At 70.1% G+C, this 14,894-nt stretch carries 15 protein-coding genes; 10 read left to right on the top strand and 5 right to left on the bottom strand.

The window, feature by feature from the left end; genetic code table 11:
- Positions 1–39 precede the first annotated feature (39 nt).
- From E3U26_RS02640 to E3U26_RS02620, 5 genes are all read left to right on the top strand, one after another.
- Positions 40–531 carry an RNA polymerase sigma factor gene (locus E3U26_RS02640; protein ID WP_072464314.1) on the top strand — a complete coding sequence of 164 codons (492 nt, stop codon included), beginning with the start codon at positions 40–42 and terminating at the stop codon, positions 529–531.
- 45 nt (positions 532–576) lie between these two features.
- Complete coding sequence (locus E3U26_RS02635) at positions 577–1,290, top strand: anti-sigma factor family protein (protein WP_499105382.1); 714 nt, start codon at positions 577–579, stop codon at positions 1,288–1,290.
- Positions 1,291–1,334: 44 nt separating this feature from the next.
- Positions 1,335–2,954: an SLC13 family permease gene (locus E3U26_RS02630; RefSeq protein ID WP_499105381.1), complete on the top strand. Its 1,620-nt coding sequence runs from the start codon at positions 1,335–1,337 to the stop codon at positions 2,952–2,954.
- Positions 2,955–3,091: 137 nt separating this feature from the next.
- The gene (locus E3U26_RS02625) at positions 3,092–4,264 is read left to right on the top strand and encodes a glycerate kinase family protein (RefSeq protein ID WP_499105380.1); all 1,173 of its coding nucleotides are present in this window, start codon (positions 3,092–3,094) and stop codon (positions 4,262–4,264) included.
- Positions 4,265–4,375: 111 nt separating this feature from the next.
- Positions 4,376–5,113, top strand: coding sequence for a calcium-binding protein (locus E3U26_RS02620; RefSeq protein ID WP_499105379.1), 738 nt, complete (start codon positions 4,376–4,378; stop codon positions 5,111–5,113).
- A gap of 77 nt (positions 5,114–5,190) precedes the next feature.
- On the opposite strand, the gene E3U26_RS02615 is transcribed toward E3U26_RS02620, so the two are convergent.
- Entirely contained in the window at positions 5,191–5,835 is a 645-nt protein-coding gene (locus tag E3U26_RS02615; protein WP_499105378.1) for a hypothetical protein, read from the bottom strand.
- Positions 5,836–6,114: 279 nt separating this feature from the next.
- On the opposite strand from E3U26_RS02615, the gene E3U26_RS02610 reads away from it, so the two are divergent.
- A complete protein-coding gene (locus E3U26_RS02610) occupies positions 6,115–7,485 on the top strand; it encodes a malonyl-CoA decarboxylase (RefSeq protein WP_499105377.1) in 1,371 nt (456 codons plus the stop codon).
- Positions 7,486–7,501: 16 nt separating this feature from the next.
- A complete protein-coding gene (locus tag E3U26_RS02605; RefSeq protein WP_499105376.1) occupies positions 7,502–9,028 on the top strand; it encodes a malonate--CoA ligase in 1,527 nt (508 codons plus the stop codon).
- Positions 9,029–9,351: 323 nt separating this feature from the next.
- Here the strand turns inward: E3U26_RS02605 and groL are convergent, their stop codons facing one another.
- Together groL and E3U26_RS02595 are read right to left on the bottom strand one after the other, a co-directional pair.
- Positions 9,352–10,989 carry a chaperonin GroEL gene (gene groL, locus E3U26_RS02600; protein ID WP_499105328.1) on the bottom strand — a complete coding sequence of 546 codons (1,638 nt, stop codon included), beginning with the start codon at positions 10,987–10,989 and terminating at the stop codon, positions 9,352–9,354.
- A 54-nt stretch (positions 10,990–11,043) separates the two neighbouring features.
- The gene (locus E3U26_RS02595; protein WP_499105375.1) at positions 11,044–11,358 is read right to left on the bottom strand and encodes a co-chaperone GroES; all 315 of its coding nucleotides are present in this window, start codon (positions 11,356–11,358) and stop codon (positions 11,044–11,046) included.
- Between the two features lie 307 nt (positions 11,359–11,665).
- On the opposite strand from E3U26_RS02595, the gene E3U26_RS02590 reads away from it, so the two are divergent.
- A complete protein-coding gene (locus E3U26_RS02590; protein WP_499105374.1) occupies positions 11,666–12,133 on the top strand; it encodes a hypothetical protein in 468 nt (155 codons plus the stop codon).
- 8 nt (positions 12,134–12,141) lie between these two features.
- Here the strand turns inward: E3U26_RS02590 and E3U26_RS02585 are convergent, their stop codons facing one another.
- Positions 12,142–12,360 carry a hypothetical protein gene (locus tag E3U26_RS02585; protein WP_036759637.1) on the bottom strand — a complete coding sequence of 73 codons (219 nt, stop codon included), beginning with the start codon at positions 12,358–12,360 and terminating at the stop codon, positions 12,142–12,144.
- Between the two features lie 212 nt (positions 12,361–12,572).
- On the opposite strand from E3U26_RS02585, the gene E3U26_RS02580 reads away from it, so the two are divergent.
- The gene (locus E3U26_RS02580; RefSeq protein ID WP_499105373.1) at positions 12,573–13,040 is read left to right on the top strand and encodes an alpha-crystallin domain-containing protein; all 468 of its coding nucleotides are present in this window, start codon (positions 12,573–12,575) and stop codon (positions 13,038–13,040) included.
- Positions 13,041–13,111: 71 nt separating this feature from the next.
- A complete protein-coding gene (locus E3U26_RS02575) occupies positions 13,112–13,621 on the top strand; it encodes an Hsp20/alpha crystallin family protein (protein WP_499105372.1) in 510 nt (169 codons plus the stop codon).
- A gap of 66 nt (positions 13,622–13,687) precedes the next feature.
- Here E3U26_RS02575 and E3U26_RS02570 read toward each other — a convergent pair whose 3' ends face one another.
- Positions 13,688–14,812 carry a YihY/virulence factor BrkB family protein gene (locus E3U26_RS02570; RefSeq protein ID WP_499105371.1) on the bottom strand — a complete coding sequence of 375 codons (1,125 nt, stop codon included), beginning with the start codon at positions 14,810–14,812 and terminating at the stop codon, positions 13,688–13,690.
- Between the last annotated feature and the right edge of the window lie 82 nt (positions 14,813–14,894).

Genomic DNA, 14,894 nt, shown 5'->3' with positions numbered 1-14,894 from the left:
ATTCCCCGCCCAGGTCAATTTTCCCGCCCGGAGGACTTCATGGATGCGGCTTTCGGCGAAGCCCTGATCGCCCTTTTGCCGAACCTGCGGCGATTCGCGCTGTCGCTGTCGCGCCGCGCCGATCTGGCCGACGACCTGGTGCAGATCACTGTCGAGCGCGCCATCACCCATGCCGCCGGCTTCGACCGCCGCGCGCGGCTGGAGCCGTGGCTGTTTCGCATCATGCGCAATGCCTGGATCGACCAGACCCGGCGGCAAAGGACCGCGGGCACCCAGGTCGACATCTTCGAGATGCCCGAGGCGCTGCCGGTGGATCCGGCCCCGGCGCTCGAGGCGCATCTGATGCTGCAATCGGTCGAGGCGGCGATGGCCACCCTGCCGCCCGAGCAGCGCGAGGTGCTGCATCTCGTCTGCGTCGAGGAGATGAGCTATGCCGAGACCGCCGAGGTGCTGTCGATCCCGGTCGGCACGGTGATGAGCCGGCTGTCGCGGGCGCGGCTCGCGCTGGCCGGGAAGTTGGGAATAGAATGACGGGCGGCGCGTATACGGCGGGCAACCCGGCGGGAGGACAGGCCCATGCAGATCGACGATGAGACCCTGATGGCGCTGGCCGACGGCGAGCTGGAGCCCGACCGGGCCGAGGCGGTGCGCCGGGCCGTCGCCGCCGATCCCGAATTGCAGCGCCGGCTGCGCCGCTTTGCCGAGACGCGGCGCCTGCTGGGCGGCCTGCGCACCGGCGCCGGCGGCGAAGACCCGCTGGCCGGCATGATCCGCGCCGCCACCGCCACCGCCGCGCCTGCGCCTGCTCCTGCGCCGCAGGCCGCGCCAAAGGCCCCGGCCGCGAACCTGAACCGCCGGCCATGGCTTGCGCTGGCGGCCTCGGCCGCGCTGGCCGCGCTTGGCCTTGGCTGGTGGGAATGGTCGGGGCGGGGCGCCGATGGGCTGCCGGGGGCCGAGCTGGCGGCGCTGGACGAATTGCCCTCGGGCGAGGTGCGGGTGCTGGCGGACGGCACCGAGATCAGCATGATCGCCTCGTTCCAGCTGGCCGGGGGGCAGTTGTGCCGCGAATATGAAACCGCCCGCGCGCGCGCGCTGCGCACCGTGCTGGCCTGCCGCGACGCGGATGGCTGGCAGGCGCGCTTCGCCGCCCAGGCCCAGGCGGATGGCGCGGACTACCGCCCGGCCTCGGGCCCCGAGAGCATCGAGGCGGCGCTTGCCGCCCTGGGCGCGGGCGAGCCGCTGACCCCCGAGGACGAGGCGCTGGCCCTGCGCGCCCTGCCGGGGGAATAGTTCGGAGCCCGCCGCGTAATCCTGTGGTCAGACAGGAGAACGCCATGACCGCCCGGACCCTTCTTGCCCCGACCCTGCCGCTTCCCCGGCCGCGCCGGCTGATCGCCGCGCTGCTGGCCCTGGCCATCATCGCCGCCGCCTGGGGCTTGCCCGCCACGCTGGAGCCGCGGGGGCGGATGACGCTGGCCGTCTCGGCGCTGGCGGTGCTGGGCTGGGTCGGCACGCGCCTGCCGGAATCGCTGGTGGCGCTGGCCGCCGTGCTGGCGCTGGTGCTGGGCGGCGTGCTGAGCGAGGCGCAGCTTTTCGCCGCGCTCGGCAGCGAGCTGATCTGGCTGCTGCTTTCGGCCTTCGTCATCGCCGCCGTGGCCAGGGATGCCGGGCTGACCCAGCGGCTGGTCGCGCCGCTGATGCGCCGGGGGCTGCGTTTCGCGCCCTTCGCCCTGCTGCTGGCGCTGCTGGTGGCGGCGACGGCCTTCGTGCTGCCCTCGACCTCGGGGCGGGCGGCGCTGCTGCTGCCGGTCTTTGCGGCGATCGCCGGCGCTCTGCCCGATCCGGCGCTGCGAAAGCCGCTGGCGCTGCTGTTTCCGACGGTGATCCTGCTGTCCGCCGGCGCCTCGCTGATCGGGGCGGGCGCGCATCTGCTGGCCGCCGCCAGCATCCGCAGCGCCACCGGCTTGCAGCTGGGCTATCTGGACTGGGCCATGCTGGGCCTGCCGTTTTCGCTGGCCGCCAGCCTGGCCGGGACCGCGCTGATCCTGCTGCTGTTCGTGCCGCGCGCCTTGCTGATGGTGCCGCTGCCCCGGATCGAGACGCCGCGGCCGGACCCCGCGACCCGCCGCCGCCAGGCGCGCATCGCCCTGGTGCTGGCGGCGGTGGTCGGGCTGTGGCTGACCGCGCCGCTGCACGGCATCGGCATGGCGCTGGCGGCGCTGGCCGGGGCGCTGGTGCTGCTGACCCCGCCCTTTGTCACCCGCAAGCCCAAGGAGATCTTCCGCGCCGTCGATGTCGAGCTGCTGCTCTACATGGCCGCGACCGTGCTGATCGCCCAGGCGATGACGGCGACCGGGACGGATCGCTGGCTGGCCGGCCATGCGCTGGCCGCGCTGCCGCCCGCGCTGACCGGAAATCGCGCCGCCGTGGTGGCGCTGCTGGCCGCGGCATCGGTAGCGGCGCATCTGGCGATCACCTCGCGCTCGGCCCGTGCGGCGGTGCTGATCCCGGCACTGGCGCTGCCGATGGCGGGCTGGGGCCACGATCCGGCGCTGATGATCCTGGTCGCGGTCATGGGCACCGGCTTTTGCCAAAGCATGATGGCCTCGGCCAAGCCGGTGGCGATCTTCGGCCATGCCGAGGGCGCGGGTTTCGCGCAGCGCGACCTGATGCGGCTGGCGCTGCCGCTGGCGCCGGCCGTGACCGCGCTGCTGGTCGGCTTCGCCCTGCTGGTCTGGCCCGCGCAGCTGGAGCGGATGCGCGGCGGGGCGCAGGAAGCCCCGGCCTCGGTGTCGGCTCCGGCCCCGACCATTTCCGCCACCCGGCCCGCGCCCCGGCCTGCTCGACTTCCGGCCGAGCCGCGCCACCCCCGCGCCATGGGCGAGTTGCAGCGGCTGCAGCACGAGGTGAACCGCGCCCTGCGCCCGGTGGGCCTGCGCATCACCATCCGATAAGATCGTTTCGGATCAAGGGGAAAGGGCGGCTCCGGCCGCTCTTTTCGCTTCCTGCCACAAATTTTTCGCATCGCGCCGGAATAATCCGCGGGTCCGGGCCGTAATCCTGCCAGACAACAGAAAAAAGGATGCCGGATATGTCCCTGACCGTTCTGATCGCACCCTCGGGGTTCAAGGAATCGCTTTCCGTCAATCAGGTGGCCGAGGCCATCGCCCGCGGCATCCGCCGCGCCGCCCCGCATGCGACCATCCTGACCGCCCCCATGGTCGATGGCGGCGAAGGCACGACCGAGGCGCTGGTCGCCGCCACCGGCGGCCGCATGGTCGCCACCACCGTCACCGGCCCCCTGGGCCAGCCCGTGGCCAGTTTCTGGGGCATGATGGGCGGCGACGGCCCGCGCAGCGCGGTGATCGAGATGGCGGCGGCCGCCGGCCTGTCGCTGGTCCCCCGCGACCGGCGCGACCCGACGCTGACCACCAGCCGCGGCGTCGGGGAACTGATCCTCGAGGCGCTGGACCAGGGCGCCACGCGCATCCTGGTCGGCTGCGGCGACAGCGGCATCAACGACGGCGGCGCCGGCATGGCGCGGGCGCTTGGCGCGCGCTTCCTGGACGCCCAGGGGCGCGAGCTGCCCGAAGGCGGCGGCGCGCTGGAGCATCTGGAACGGATCGACATCGCCGGGCTCGATCTCCGGCTGGCGGGGGTGCGGATCGACGCGGCGGTGAACTGGCACAACATGCTGCTGGGCGCGCGCGGCGTCGCCCGCGTCTTCGGCCCGCAAAAGGGCGCCACGCCCGAGCAGGTCGAGGCGCTGGACCGCGGCATGACCCGCCACGCCGCCGCGATCCTGGCGGCGACCGGGCGCGACGTGGCGGGGATGGCGGGCGCGGGCGCCTCGGGCGGGCTGGGGGCGGGGCTTGCCGGCCTTGCCGGCGCGACGCTGCATCCGCGCTTCGACATCATGCTGGACTACCTGGATTTCGACCGGCTGCTGGCCCGCGCCGACCTGGTCATCACCGCCGAGGGCGCGCTGGACGGGCAAAGCCCCTATGGCAAGGTGCCCTGCGAGGTCGCGCGCCGCGCCGAGGCGCTTGGCGTGCCGACCGTGGCGCTGGCCGGCACCATCGGCAAGGGCGCGCGCCAGACCTATGAACACGGGATCGCCGCCTATGCCTCGATCATGCGGCGGCCCTGTTCGCTGGGCAAGGCGATCGACGAGGGCGGCAAGCTGCTGCGCGCGGCAGCCGAGAACACCATGCGCATGCTGCTGGTGGGCCAGCGCCTGGCCTGGCGCGCCCGCGACGCCTGATGAACATCGCGACTTGCGCCCCCGGTCGAACCGGCAACCGGGACGCGCGGGGAACGGCCGCCCAAGGCCGCTCCGATCCTGCCGGTCCAACGCAAGTGACGGAGAACGACCATGGCAAAGATACGTGGCAACGACGACGACAACCGCCTGCTCGGCACCAGTGTCGCCGACCAGATCTGGGGCATGTCCGGGGACGACAGCATCTTCGGCTACCAGGGCAATGACAGCATCTATGGCGGCGCCGGCAACGACCGCCTGGATGCCGGACAGGGCCATAACCGGGTCTGGGGCGGCGAGGGCAACGACGTGATCCTGGCCGGTGCCGGCAACGACACCATCGACGCGGGCAGCGGCAATGACGTGGTGCGCGCCGGCAACGGCAACAACCGCATCACCCTGGGCGAGGGCAACGACCAGGCCTTTACCGGCAACGGCCGCGACCATATCGCCGCCGGCGACGGCAACGACGTCGTCCGCGCGGGTGCCGGCGCCGACACGCTGATGGGCGGCGAGGGCGACGACCGCCTGTTCGGCGAGGCCGGCAACGACCGGCTGGCCGGGCACGAGGGCAACGACACGCTGAACGGCGGTGCCGGCAACGACACCATGACCGGCGGCGAGGGCGCGGATGTCTTCGTCTGGAACGGCGGCCGCGACCGGATCACCGATTTCGACAGCGACGACGACCGCATCAACCTGTCGCATTACGCCCGGTTCGACGGTTTCGGCGACATCCGCGCCGCGGCGAGCCAGGTCGGCAACGATGTCGTGATCCGCGCCGGCAACGACCGGCTGGTGATCGAGGACATGCGGCTGGGCCAGTTGGGCGGCGACGATTTCATCTGGTAGGCGGCTTGCCCACGGCAAGCGACGGCGGCGCGGGCAGGTCCGCGCCGCTGCGATGCTGCGCGCCCCGCGGCCCCGGATCAGGGCCCGGCATCGTCGGCAGGACGCCCCGACCCAAGGCCCATGCCGGTGCCCATGCCCCCGCCCATGCCGCCACCGCCGCCCTTGCCGCCTTCGCCGCGCCCGCCCTTGGACGAGCCGCCAAGCTGGCGGGCCGGACCTTGCAGCGGGATCACCGCATCGGGCGGCACCGGCGCAAGGTCCAGCGCCTTGCGGATGAAATCGCGCAGCGAGACGACCAGCTCGGCGGTGTGGATCGGCCGGCCGGCGGCCATCTCGGCGGCAGCATGGCTGGCCAGGCGCACCTGTTCCTCGGTCCCCAGCAGGATGATGTCGGAAAGCGCCGCCTCGACCGCGTCGCGGATGCGCCGGGCTCGATCCGAGCCGCCGGCCTCATCGCCGCCCGCCTCTTGCGCGCGCTGCCGCAGGTCGCGCAGATGCGTCGGATCGACCAGCAACTCGCCGGTGAAGGAACCGCCCAGCACCTTGTAGGCGGCGATCAGCGTGCGCAGCCGCTCGTTGATCTGCCGGTTCATCCGCTGCTGGCGCTGCTGGATGGTCAGCAGCATCAGCACCCGGATGCCGACGCCGATCAGCGTGAACAGCGCAAGGCCCAGCAGGGTGGTCAGGATCCCCTGCCAGGTGCTGAAGTCGAAATAGCGCATCGGAAACTCCCTGGCCCGGCCGCGATCCCCGGCCCGTTTATCCCACCGCTTTGCCGCGATGCGCCAGAGGGTTTTGCGGCCAATGCCGCGAAAGGCCGGCGTCGCTTGTCGCCGGCGCGGCCGCGCGTCTGGAAGGCGGCCGATGCCTCTGGGGTGGACCGGCCGGCGTTTTTCCGCAAACTGCCGGACCATGGCGCGCCGGCGGTCGCCCGGCTGCGCCATGGTCGATCTTCGTGCTGCCGGGGCGATCCCGGCATGCCAACCCCTTCGGAGGCCGAAATGACCAGGACCGTCGAAACCCCGCGCCCCAGCCGCCCGGCCTTTCTGGGCGAGCTGTTCGAGGTGCTGACGAACCGCGGCCGCCGCCTGCTGGGACGGCGCGGTGCCGGCGCCGCCACCGAGTCGCCCGACCTGTGCGAACTGGGCGAGGCGCTGCTGTCGCGGCGGGGCGAAGCCTCGGGCGTGGCCATCGCCCAAGACCTGCTCGCCGCCTTCGAGGATGCCGACGAGGCGACGCGGCTGGCCTTCCTGCACGACCTCGCCGAGCGTTTCGGCCCCGATCCGGCGGCGGTCCGCGCCGCGCTGGAGGCGGTGCAGCGCGACCCCGAGGATGCGCTGGCCATCGAGGCGCTGCACGAGGCGACCGAGCCGCGCCGGCAGGAGCTGCTGCGTCGCCTGAACCTTGCCCCCGGCGGCACGGCGGCGCTGGTGCGGATGCGCGAGGAGCTGCTGGCCCATCTGAAGGGCAACCCCGCGCTGCGCCGGGTGGACCTGGATTTCGCGCATCTCTTCGCCTCCTGGTTCAACAGGGGATTCCTGGTGCTGCGCCATATCGACTGGAACACGCCCGCCAGCATCCTGGAAAAGATCATCCGCTACGAGGCGGTGCATGCCATCCAGAACTGGGACGACCTGCGCAACCGCCTGCAGCCGACCGACCGGCGCTGCTACGGCTTCTTTCACCCGCAACTGGTGGACGAGCCGCTGATCTTCGTCGAGGTGGCGCTGACCGAGGAGATCCCGGACAATGTCGCGGGCCTTCTCGACCTCGACCGCCAGCCGATCGAGGCTGAGCGCGCCAGCACCGCGGTGTTCTACTCCATCTCGAACACGCAGCGGGGCTTGGCCGGGGTGTCCTTCGGCAATTTCCTGATCAAGCAGGTGGTCGAGGAACTCAAGGCGGAACTCCCGAACATCCGCAGCTTCGTCACGCTGTCGCCGGTGCCCGGCTTTGCCGCCTGGCTGGCCCGGCAGCGCCAGGACGAGATGTCCGAACTGATCGGTGCCGACCAGCGCCTGGCCTTCGCCCTGCTGGACGATCCCGACTGGCACCGGGACCGGGCCGCGGCCGAAAGCCTGCGCGCGCCGCTGCGGGCCGCCGCCGCCACCTATTTCCTGCGCGCCCGCGACGGCAAGGGCCGCGTCGTCGATCCGGTGGCGCGCTTCCACCTGGGCAACGGCGCCCGGCTGGAGCGGCTGAACTTCCTGGGCGACGTCTCGGCCAACGGGCTCAAGCAGTCGCATGGGCTGATGGTGAACTACCTCTACGACCTCGACCGGATCGAGGCGAACCACGAAGCCTTCGCCGAAGGCAGCGCCATCGCCGCCTCGGACAGCGTGACGCGCGCGCAGCCGATTTCCAACGCATGAACCACGGGGACCATTCATGAGCGACAACCTGTTCGACCTTCTCGCCACCCGCATCCGCGACCCCGAGGCCGTGGCCATCGAGACGCCGGCGGGCGAGCGCATCCGCTACGGCGACCTGATCGCCCGCAGCGGCCGCATGGCCAATGCGCTGGCGGGGCTTGGCGTCCAGCCCGGCGACCGGGTGGCGGCACAGGTCGAGAAATCGGTGCAGGCGATCATCCTCTATCTCGCCACGCTGCGGGCGGGCGCAGTGTTCCTGCCGCTGAACACCGGCTACACCTCTGCCGAGATCGGCTATTTCCTGGGCGATGCCGAGCCCAGGGTCTTCGTCTGCGATCCCTCGCGGCAGGAGGCGCTGTGCGAGCCCGCGGAAGCCGCCGGCGCCCGCATGGTGACGCTGGACGCCGAGGGGCAGGGCAGCCTGACAGAGGCGGCCGATGCTGCCCCCGAGGCTTTCGCCACCGTGGCCCGCGACAGCGACGACCTGGCCGCGCTGCTTTACACCTCGGGCACCACGGGCCGCTCCAAGGGCGCGATGCTGACCCATGGCAACCTGGTCTCGAATGCCCTGGTACTGTGCGACGCCTGGCGCTTTACCGCCCAGGACGTGCTGATCCACGCCCTGCCGATCTTTCACACCCACGGCCTGTTCGTCGCCACCAATGTGGTGCTGTTTTCGGGCGCCTCGATGATCTTCCTGCCGAAATTCGACCCGGATCGGGTTCTCGGGGCGATGGCGCGGGCGAGCGTGCTGATGGGCGTGCCGACCTTCTACGTCCGGCTGCTGCAGGAACCGGCGCTGGATGCCGCGGCCACCGCGAACATGCGGCTGTTCATCTCGGGCTCGGCGCCGCTCCTGGCCGAGACGCATCGCGAATGGCAGGTCCGCACCGGCCATGCCATCCTGGAACGCTACGGCATGACCGAGACGAACATGAACGCCTCGAACCCCTATGACGGCGCGCGCATCGCCGGCACCGTCGGCCTGCCGCTGCCCGGAACCGAGATCACCGTCACCGACCCCGAGACCGGCGTGGAACTGCCGCGGGGCGAGATCGGCATGATCGAGGTGCGCGGCCCGAACGTGTTCAAGGGCTATTGGCGCATGCCGGAAAAGACCGCCGCCGAGCTGCGCGAGAACGGCTTCTTCATCACCGGCGACCTGGGGAAATTCGACGAGCGCGGCTATCTGCACATCGTCGGCCGCGGCAAGGATTTGATCATCACCGGCGGCTACAACGTCTATCCCAAGGAGGTCGAGGCCGAGATCGACGCGCTGCCCGGCGTGGTCGAATCCGCCGTGATCGGCCTTCCGCATGGCGATTTCGGCGAGGGGGTTACGGCGGTCGTGGTCCCGACCGGCAGTCCTGCGCTGGCCGAGGCGGGGGTGCTGGCGGCGCTGGCAGGGCGGCTGGCCAGGTTCAAGCAGCCCAAGCGCGTGCTCTTCGTCGAGGAACTGCCGCGCAACACCATGGGCAAGGTGCAAAAGAACCTGCTGCGCCAGCGCTTCGCCGGGCTCTACGACCAGCCGAGAAGGCGCTGAAGGCCTGACAGGGCGCGGCCTGCGGTCGCCAGGCCGTCTCCGTCTTCCAGGGCATGAAAATCTTCGGGTAAAGGACCGGGGGAGGGCTGTGGCCTCTGCCAGGAAAAGCGCATGGCCTTGCATGGGCCCTGGGCCGGCCCGTCCTTTCCCGACGGGTTCCCGGCCCCAGCCCGGCCCACCCCGGCCCGGTGCGGCCCCAGCCCGGCCCAGTGCGGCCCCGGTGCGGCCCCGGTGCGCGGCAAGGCCCTTGTTTTGGCGCGGTCCGCCCGCGAAAAAGGCCGCCCCCTGCGGGGCGGCCCGGTCCTAGCCGAAGGCGGGTCGGCTTACATCATGCCGCCCATGCCGCCCATGTCGGGCATGCCGCCGGCGGGGGCCTTGGGCTCGGGCTTCTCGGCGATCATCGCCTCGGTGGTGATCAGCAGGCCGGCGACCGAGGCCGCATCCTCCAGCGCGGTGCGAACCACCTTGGCCGGGTCGATCACGCCGAACTTGAACATGTCGCCATATTCCTCGGTCTGCGCGTTGAAGCCGAAGGCCTTGTCCGAGGATTCGCGCACCTTGCCGGCAACCACGGCGCCGTCCACGCCGGCGTTCTCGGCGATCTGGCGCATCGGCGCCTCCAGCGCACGGCGGATGATGGCGATGCCGGCTTCCTGGTCCGAGTTCGCACCGGCCAGCCCTTCCAGCGCCTTGGCCCCCTGCACCAGCGCCACGCCGCCGCCGACCACGATGCCTTCCTGCACCGCGGCGCGGGTCGCGTTCAGCGCGTCGTCCACGCGGTCCTTGCGCTCCTTGACCTCGATCTCGGTCATGCCGCCGACGCGGATCACCGCCACGCCGCCGGCCAGCTTGGCCACGCGCTCCTGCAGCTTCTCGCGGTCGTAGTCCGAGGTGGTCTCCTCGATCTGCTGGCGGATCTGGGCGACGCGCGCCTCGATCTCGGCCTTCTCGCCGGCGCCGTCGACGATGGTGGTGTTGTCCTTGTTGATCGAGATCTTCTTGGCCCGGCCCAGCATGTCGATGGTGACGTTCTCCAGCTTCATGCCCAGGTCTTCCGAGATCACCTGGCCGCCGGTCAGGATGGCGATGTCCTGCAGCATGGCCTTGCGGCGGTCGCCGAAGCCCGGCGCCTTCACCGCGGCGATCTTGAGCCCGCCGCGCAGCTTGTTCACGACCAGCGTCGCCAGGGCCTCGCCCTCGACGTCCTCGGCCACGATCAGGAGCGGCTTTTGCGACTGGATCACGGCCTCGAGCAGCGGCACCATCGGCTGCAGCGACGACAGCTTCTTCTCGTGCAGCAGGATGTAGGCATCCTCCAGCTCGGCGATCATCTTGTCGGCGTTGGTGACGAAATAGGGCGAGAGATAGCCGCGGTCGAACTGCATCCCCTCGACGACCTCGACCTCGGTCTCCATGCCCTTGTTCTCTTCGACGGTGATCACGCCCTCGTTGCCGACGCGCTGCATCGCCTCGGCGATCTGCTGGCCGATGAAGGCCTCGCCATTGGCCGAGATGGTGCCGACCTGCGCCACTTCCGAGCTGTCGTTGACCGGGCGGGCGGCGGATTTGATGGCTTCCACGACCTTGGCGGTCGCGACGTCGATGCCGCGCTTGAGATCCATCGGGTTCATGCCGGCGGCCACGGCCTTGAGGCCCTCGCGCACGATGGCCTGGGCCAGAACGGTGGCGGTGGTGGTGCCGTCGCCGGCCTCGTCATTGGTGCGCGAGGCCACTTCGCGCACCATCTGCGCGCCCATGTTCTCGAACTTGTCGGAAAGCTCGATCTCCTTGGCGACCGAAACGCCGTCCTTGGTGATGCGCGGCGCGCCGAAGGACTTGTCGATCACCACGTTGCGCCCCTTCGGGCCCAGCGTCACCTTGACCGCATCCGCAAGGATGTTCACGCCCTTCAGCATCCGGTCACGCGCGTCGCTGTTGAACTTAACTTCTTTCGCAGCCATCTGGCTCACTCCTTCCTGAGCAGCATTCTTGGGTTGGATCCTGGGGAATGGCCGTCAGGCGGCCTTTTTCGCGCTGGCCGGGGCCTCGATCACGCCCAGCACGTCGCTTTCCTTCATGATCAGCAGATCCTCGCCATCAAGCCGGATCTCGGTGCCAGACCATTTGCCGAACAGGATGCGGTCGCCGGGCTTGACGTCCAGCGGGTGCAGCGTGCCGTCTTCGCTGCGCGCACCCGGACCCGCGGCCAGAACCTCGCCTTCCTGAGGCTTTTCCTTGGCGCTGTCGGGAATGATCAGCCCGCCGGCCGTCTTTTCCTCGGCATCGATGCGGCGGACCAGGATACGGTCGTGGAGTGGACGGAACGTCATATCGTTCTCCTCATGGACAAACAGATTGCGAGAGGTTCCTCCGCACCGGCCAAGCGACCGGCACGGGGCTTGCGCGACCCGGATGGCATCGCGCGTGAGAGGAATTGGCACGCTAGGCGGCGGTTTCAAGGGGGTGGCGCGAAAAATTTCGGCACTTGCCGAAGACGGCTGCCAACACATGAGGTTTGCGTGCAATATCGAGTGATTTCAGCTGCCTCGGATCCATGCGGGGTCTTGACCTGCGGCGGGACTGCGCCAAACTTTTCCTTATGGAATGGTTTCGTTCAGACTGATGCCGAGGGGTTTCATGACGGACACGTATATCTCTGCCGCCCGCGACCTGGTGATCGAGGGGATGCGCGAAAGCCAGGTCGTCCTGTCGTCGGAGCTGGAATATCACCTTGCCTCGACGCTGGCGCGCTACATGCATCGCCCGATCGCGCCCGACCGCCTGACCGTCCGGCTGATGGACGCGGCGCAACGGCGGGCGCACCGGGGCGAGTCGCGCCAGATCGGGGACGAATGCCTGATCTCCTGCGCCTTCTTCGCGGCGCGGCTGACGCGGCGGGGAGGCTCCATCGTCCATTATGCCGGGCTGGGGCAGAGCGCCTATGAGATCGCGGGGATGCCGGACGTGGCGCTTGGCTTTCCCGACATGCTGGACGTGCTGCAGGCCAGCGGCCCGCATGTCGAGGACCGGCCCGCCCCCTCGAGGGAGGGCGAGGGCGAGCCGGAGAGCAGGATCCTGCTGCTGTCGCCCAGGTTCCGGCACTGAACCCGGCGCTATTCCTCGGGGTCCGGCTCGGCCGCCTCGAGGATGGCGAGCAGTTCGGCGACGCGGCCCTGGGGCAGGGGGCGGCCCTCGTCGATCATGGCCTCGTCGGCATGCAGCCAGCCCCAGGCCTCGGCCAGTTCCTCGGCCGTCGCATCCGTCCGGCTGATCTGAGCGATCAGCGTCTCGTCCACCGGCCCCAGAACAGCCCTGATGTCCTCAAGTCGCATGGCTGTCTCCTGTGATGTTCCTGCGGTTCGTCCCTGTCAGATAGGGGCTTTGCGGGCGGGGAAAAGGGGCGGCGCGCGCCCCCTTGAACCGCCATGCCCTCGCCCTAAATCGTGACTCGCCGGAAGCCCTTGACGGGACCGGCATGCCGGACGGGCGCCCAGCCCTGCCGGCAGAACGCTTGTACCCATGTTGCTCAACGGAGGATGTGGCTATGAGAACCACTTTCGATTTTTCCCCGCTCTATCGGTCGAGCATCGGTTTCGACCGGATTCTGGACGCGCTCGAGGCCGCGAGCCGCGTCGAAACCATCGACACCTGGCCGCCCTACGACATCGCCAAGACCGGCGAGGACGACTATCGCATCACCATGGCGGTGGCGGGTTTCTCGCCCGACGAACTGGCCATCACGCAGGAACAGACCATGCTGGTCGTGTCGGGCCAGAAGGCCGGCGAGGACAAGGCCGAGTATCTGCATCGCGGCATTGCCGAACGCTCCTTCCGCCGGCGCTTCCAGCTGGCCGACCATGTGAAGGTGACGGGGGCCGAGCTGCAGAACGGCCTGCTGACCATCGACCTGCGGCACGAGATCCCCGAGGAGATGAAGCCGCGCCGGATCGAGATCGCGGCCAGACCCCGGACCGAGCCGAAACGGATCGAGGCCGGGAAAGAGGCCGCCTGAGCCTGTCCGCCACGCAAACGGCGCCGGGCACCGCCCGGTGCCGGACCCGTTGCCCAGAAAGGAGGAAAATCATGAACGTCCGTGATCTGATCCCCTGGAGCCGCAACGGCGGCAACCAGCTTCCCACCGCTTTCCGCGAGGGCGACCGCGATCCCTTCCTGTCGCTGCATCGCGAGGTGAACCGGCTGTTCGACGACATGTTCCGCGGCTTCGGCGCCGGGCTGCCGTCCCTTGGCGCGGCCCCCGCATTCCGGGGCGGCTGGCCGAGCGTCGAGATCTCCGACAATGAAAAGGAGATCACGGTGACGGCCGAGGTGCCGGGCCTTGAGGAAAGGGACATCGAAGTCCTGCTGGATGACGGCGTGCTGACGCTGAAGGGCGAGAAGCGCTCGGAGGTCGAGGACAAGGACCGGCAATTCTCGGAACGCTTCTACGGCCGTTTCGAGCGCCGTATCCCGCTTGGGGCCGAGATCCGCGAGGACGAGGTCGATGCGCATTTCAGGAACGGCGTGCTGACCGTGACCCTGCCGAAGACGGAAAAGGCGCAGGCGCAGGTCAAGCGCATCGCCATCAAGGGCTGAGCCATCGGGGCGGCGACAACCGCCGCCCCGCCCTTGCCGGGATCGGCTGCCCCTGACCCGGCCGGATCACCTTTTGCGCTGTCCCGCCATGCGGATTGCCGCGCGCAGGGCCAGCGCCGATGCCAGCAGCAATTCCCGGCCCGGCGAGACCTGGTCGGGCGAAACCTTGTCGGGCGAAAGGGGCGCGGCCTTTCCCGCTGCGCCTGCCTCTGCGCCGTCGCGATGGTCCATTCCCGGCGGTGGCGTGTCCGCCTTGACCGCGCCGCCCCGGCCCATCGGCTGCGGCGCGCCCGTGGTGGTGTCGCGGGCGGTCTGCTGTTCGATCTCGGCATTCAGCTCGGCCCCGGCCAGGACCACATAGGCCGAAAGCCACAACCAGGTCAGCAGGACGACGACGCCGGCCAGCGTGCCGTAGGTCTCGGTATAGCGGGCGAAATTGCTGGCATAGAGCGAAAATCCCAGCGAGGCGGCGATCCAGACGCAGACCGCCAGCGCCGCACCCAGGCTGAGCCACCGCCATTTCGCCGCCTTGCGCGCCGGGCCGAAGCGATAGATCACCGCCAGCCCCAGCACCCCGGACCCCGCCAGGATCGGCCAGGCGATCCAAGAGATCGCCGCCTGCACCCCGTCGCCCAGATGCAGCAGCCCGGCGGCCAGGGGCAACACCACGATCAGCCCGATGGCGACGGTCAGGCCGACCACCAGCCCCAGCGTCAGCGCAAATCCGGTCAGGTAAAGCCGCAGCAGGCCCCGCGTCTCGTCCTCGTCATAGGCGATGTTCAGCCCCTCGATCAGCGTCATCACCCCCTTCGTCGCGCCGTAGATCGCGACCGCCAGGCCCGAGATCGCGACCAGCCCCGTCTGCGTGCCGCCGTCCGTCACCTTGACCAGCTGGTCGCGGATGATCCCGGCGGCATCCGGCGGCAGCAGGGTGAAGAGCCGCTCCATCGTGCTGCCCAGATCGGCCGGATCGAGGACCAGCCCGGAAATCGCCACCAGCGCCGCGATGGCCGGGAAGATGGCGATGAGGCCGTAGAAGGCGATGCCGGCGGCGACCACGCCGACATGATCCTGGGCGATCTCGGCCCGGACCCGCCGGAAGATCTGCCTCCAGCCGGGCAGGGGGATCCCGGCGGGGGTTTCGGCGGCATGGCCCAGATCGTCGGCAAGGCGGGCACCATCTGTCGGCATCGGGGAATCCTCGTCCAGTTCGGGATGATCCAGGCGGAACGCGGCAAGCGGCCGCTTGGGTCCAGGGTTCGTTCTGCCGGCG

Source organism: Paracoccus ferrooxidans (assembly GCF_029909815.1).
Taxonomy (GTDB): domain Bacteria; phylum Pseudomonadota; class Alphaproteobacteria; order Rhodobacterales; family Rhodobacteraceae; genus Paracoccus; species Paracoccus versutus.
The sequence above is the reverse complement of the archived record's forward strand: the minus strand, read 5'-3'. Positions and strand labels throughout refer to the sequence as shown.

Excerpts from the sequence above, each read along its gene's own strand:
- E3U26_RS02640 (WP_072464314.1), top strand. The coding sequence starts at position 40 with ATGGATGCGGCTTTCGGCGAAGCCCTGATCGCCCTTTTGCCGAACCTG.
- E3U26_RS02635 (WP_499105382.1), top strand. The coding sequence starts at position 577 with ATGCAGATCGACGATGAGACCCTGATGGCGCTGGCCGACGGCGAGCTG.
- E3U26_RS02630 (WP_499105381.1), top strand. The coding sequence starts at position 1,335 with ATGACCGCCCGGACCCTTCTTGCCCCGACCCTGCCGCTTCCCCGGCCG.
- E3U26_RS02625 (WP_499105380.1), top strand. The coding sequence starts at position 3,092 with ATGTCCCTGACCGTTCTGATCGCACCCTCGGGGTTCAAGGAATCGCTT.
- E3U26_RS02620 (WP_499105379.1), top strand. The coding sequence starts at position 4,376 with ATGGCAAAGATACGTGGCAACGACGACGACAACCGCCTGCTCGGCACC.
- E3U26_RS02615 (WP_499105378.1), bottom strand. The coding sequence starts at position 5,835 with ATGCGCTATTTCGACTTCAGCACCTGGCAGGGGATCCTGACCACCCTG.
- E3U26_RS02610 (WP_499105377.1), top strand. The coding sequence starts at position 6,115 with ATGACCAGGACCGTCGAAACCCCGCGCCCCAGCCGCCCGGCCTTTCTG.
- E3U26_RS02605 (WP_499105376.1), top strand. The coding sequence starts at position 7,502 with ATGAGCGACAACCTGTTCGACCTTCTCGCCACCCGCATCCGCGACCCC.
- groL (WP_499105328.1), bottom strand. The coding sequence starts at position 10,989 with ATGGCTGCGAAAGAAGTTAAGTTCAACAGCGACGCGCGTGACCGGATG.
- E3U26_RS02595 (WP_499105375.1), bottom strand. The coding sequence starts at position 11,358 with ATGACGTTCCGTCCACTCCACGACCGTATCCTGGTCCGCCGCATCGAT.
- E3U26_RS02590 (WP_499105374.1), top strand. The coding sequence starts at position 11,666 with ATGACGGACACGTATATCTCTGCCGCCCGCGACCTGGTGATCGAGGGG.
- E3U26_RS02585 (WP_036759637.1), bottom strand. The coding sequence starts at position 12,360 with ATGCGACTTGAGGACATCAGGGCTGTTCTGGGGCCGGTGGACGAGACG.
- E3U26_RS02580 (WP_499105373.1), top strand. The coding sequence starts at position 12,573 with ATGAGAACCACTTTCGATTTTTCCCCGCTCTATCGGTCGAGCATCGGT.
- E3U26_RS02575 (WP_499105372.1), top strand. The coding sequence starts at position 13,112 with ATGAACGTCCGTGATCTGATCCCCTGGAGCCGCAACGGCGGCAACCAG.
- E3U26_RS02570 (WP_499105371.1), bottom strand. The coding sequence starts at position 14,812 with ATGCCGACAGATGGTGCCCGCCTTGCCGACGATCTGGGCCATGCCGCC.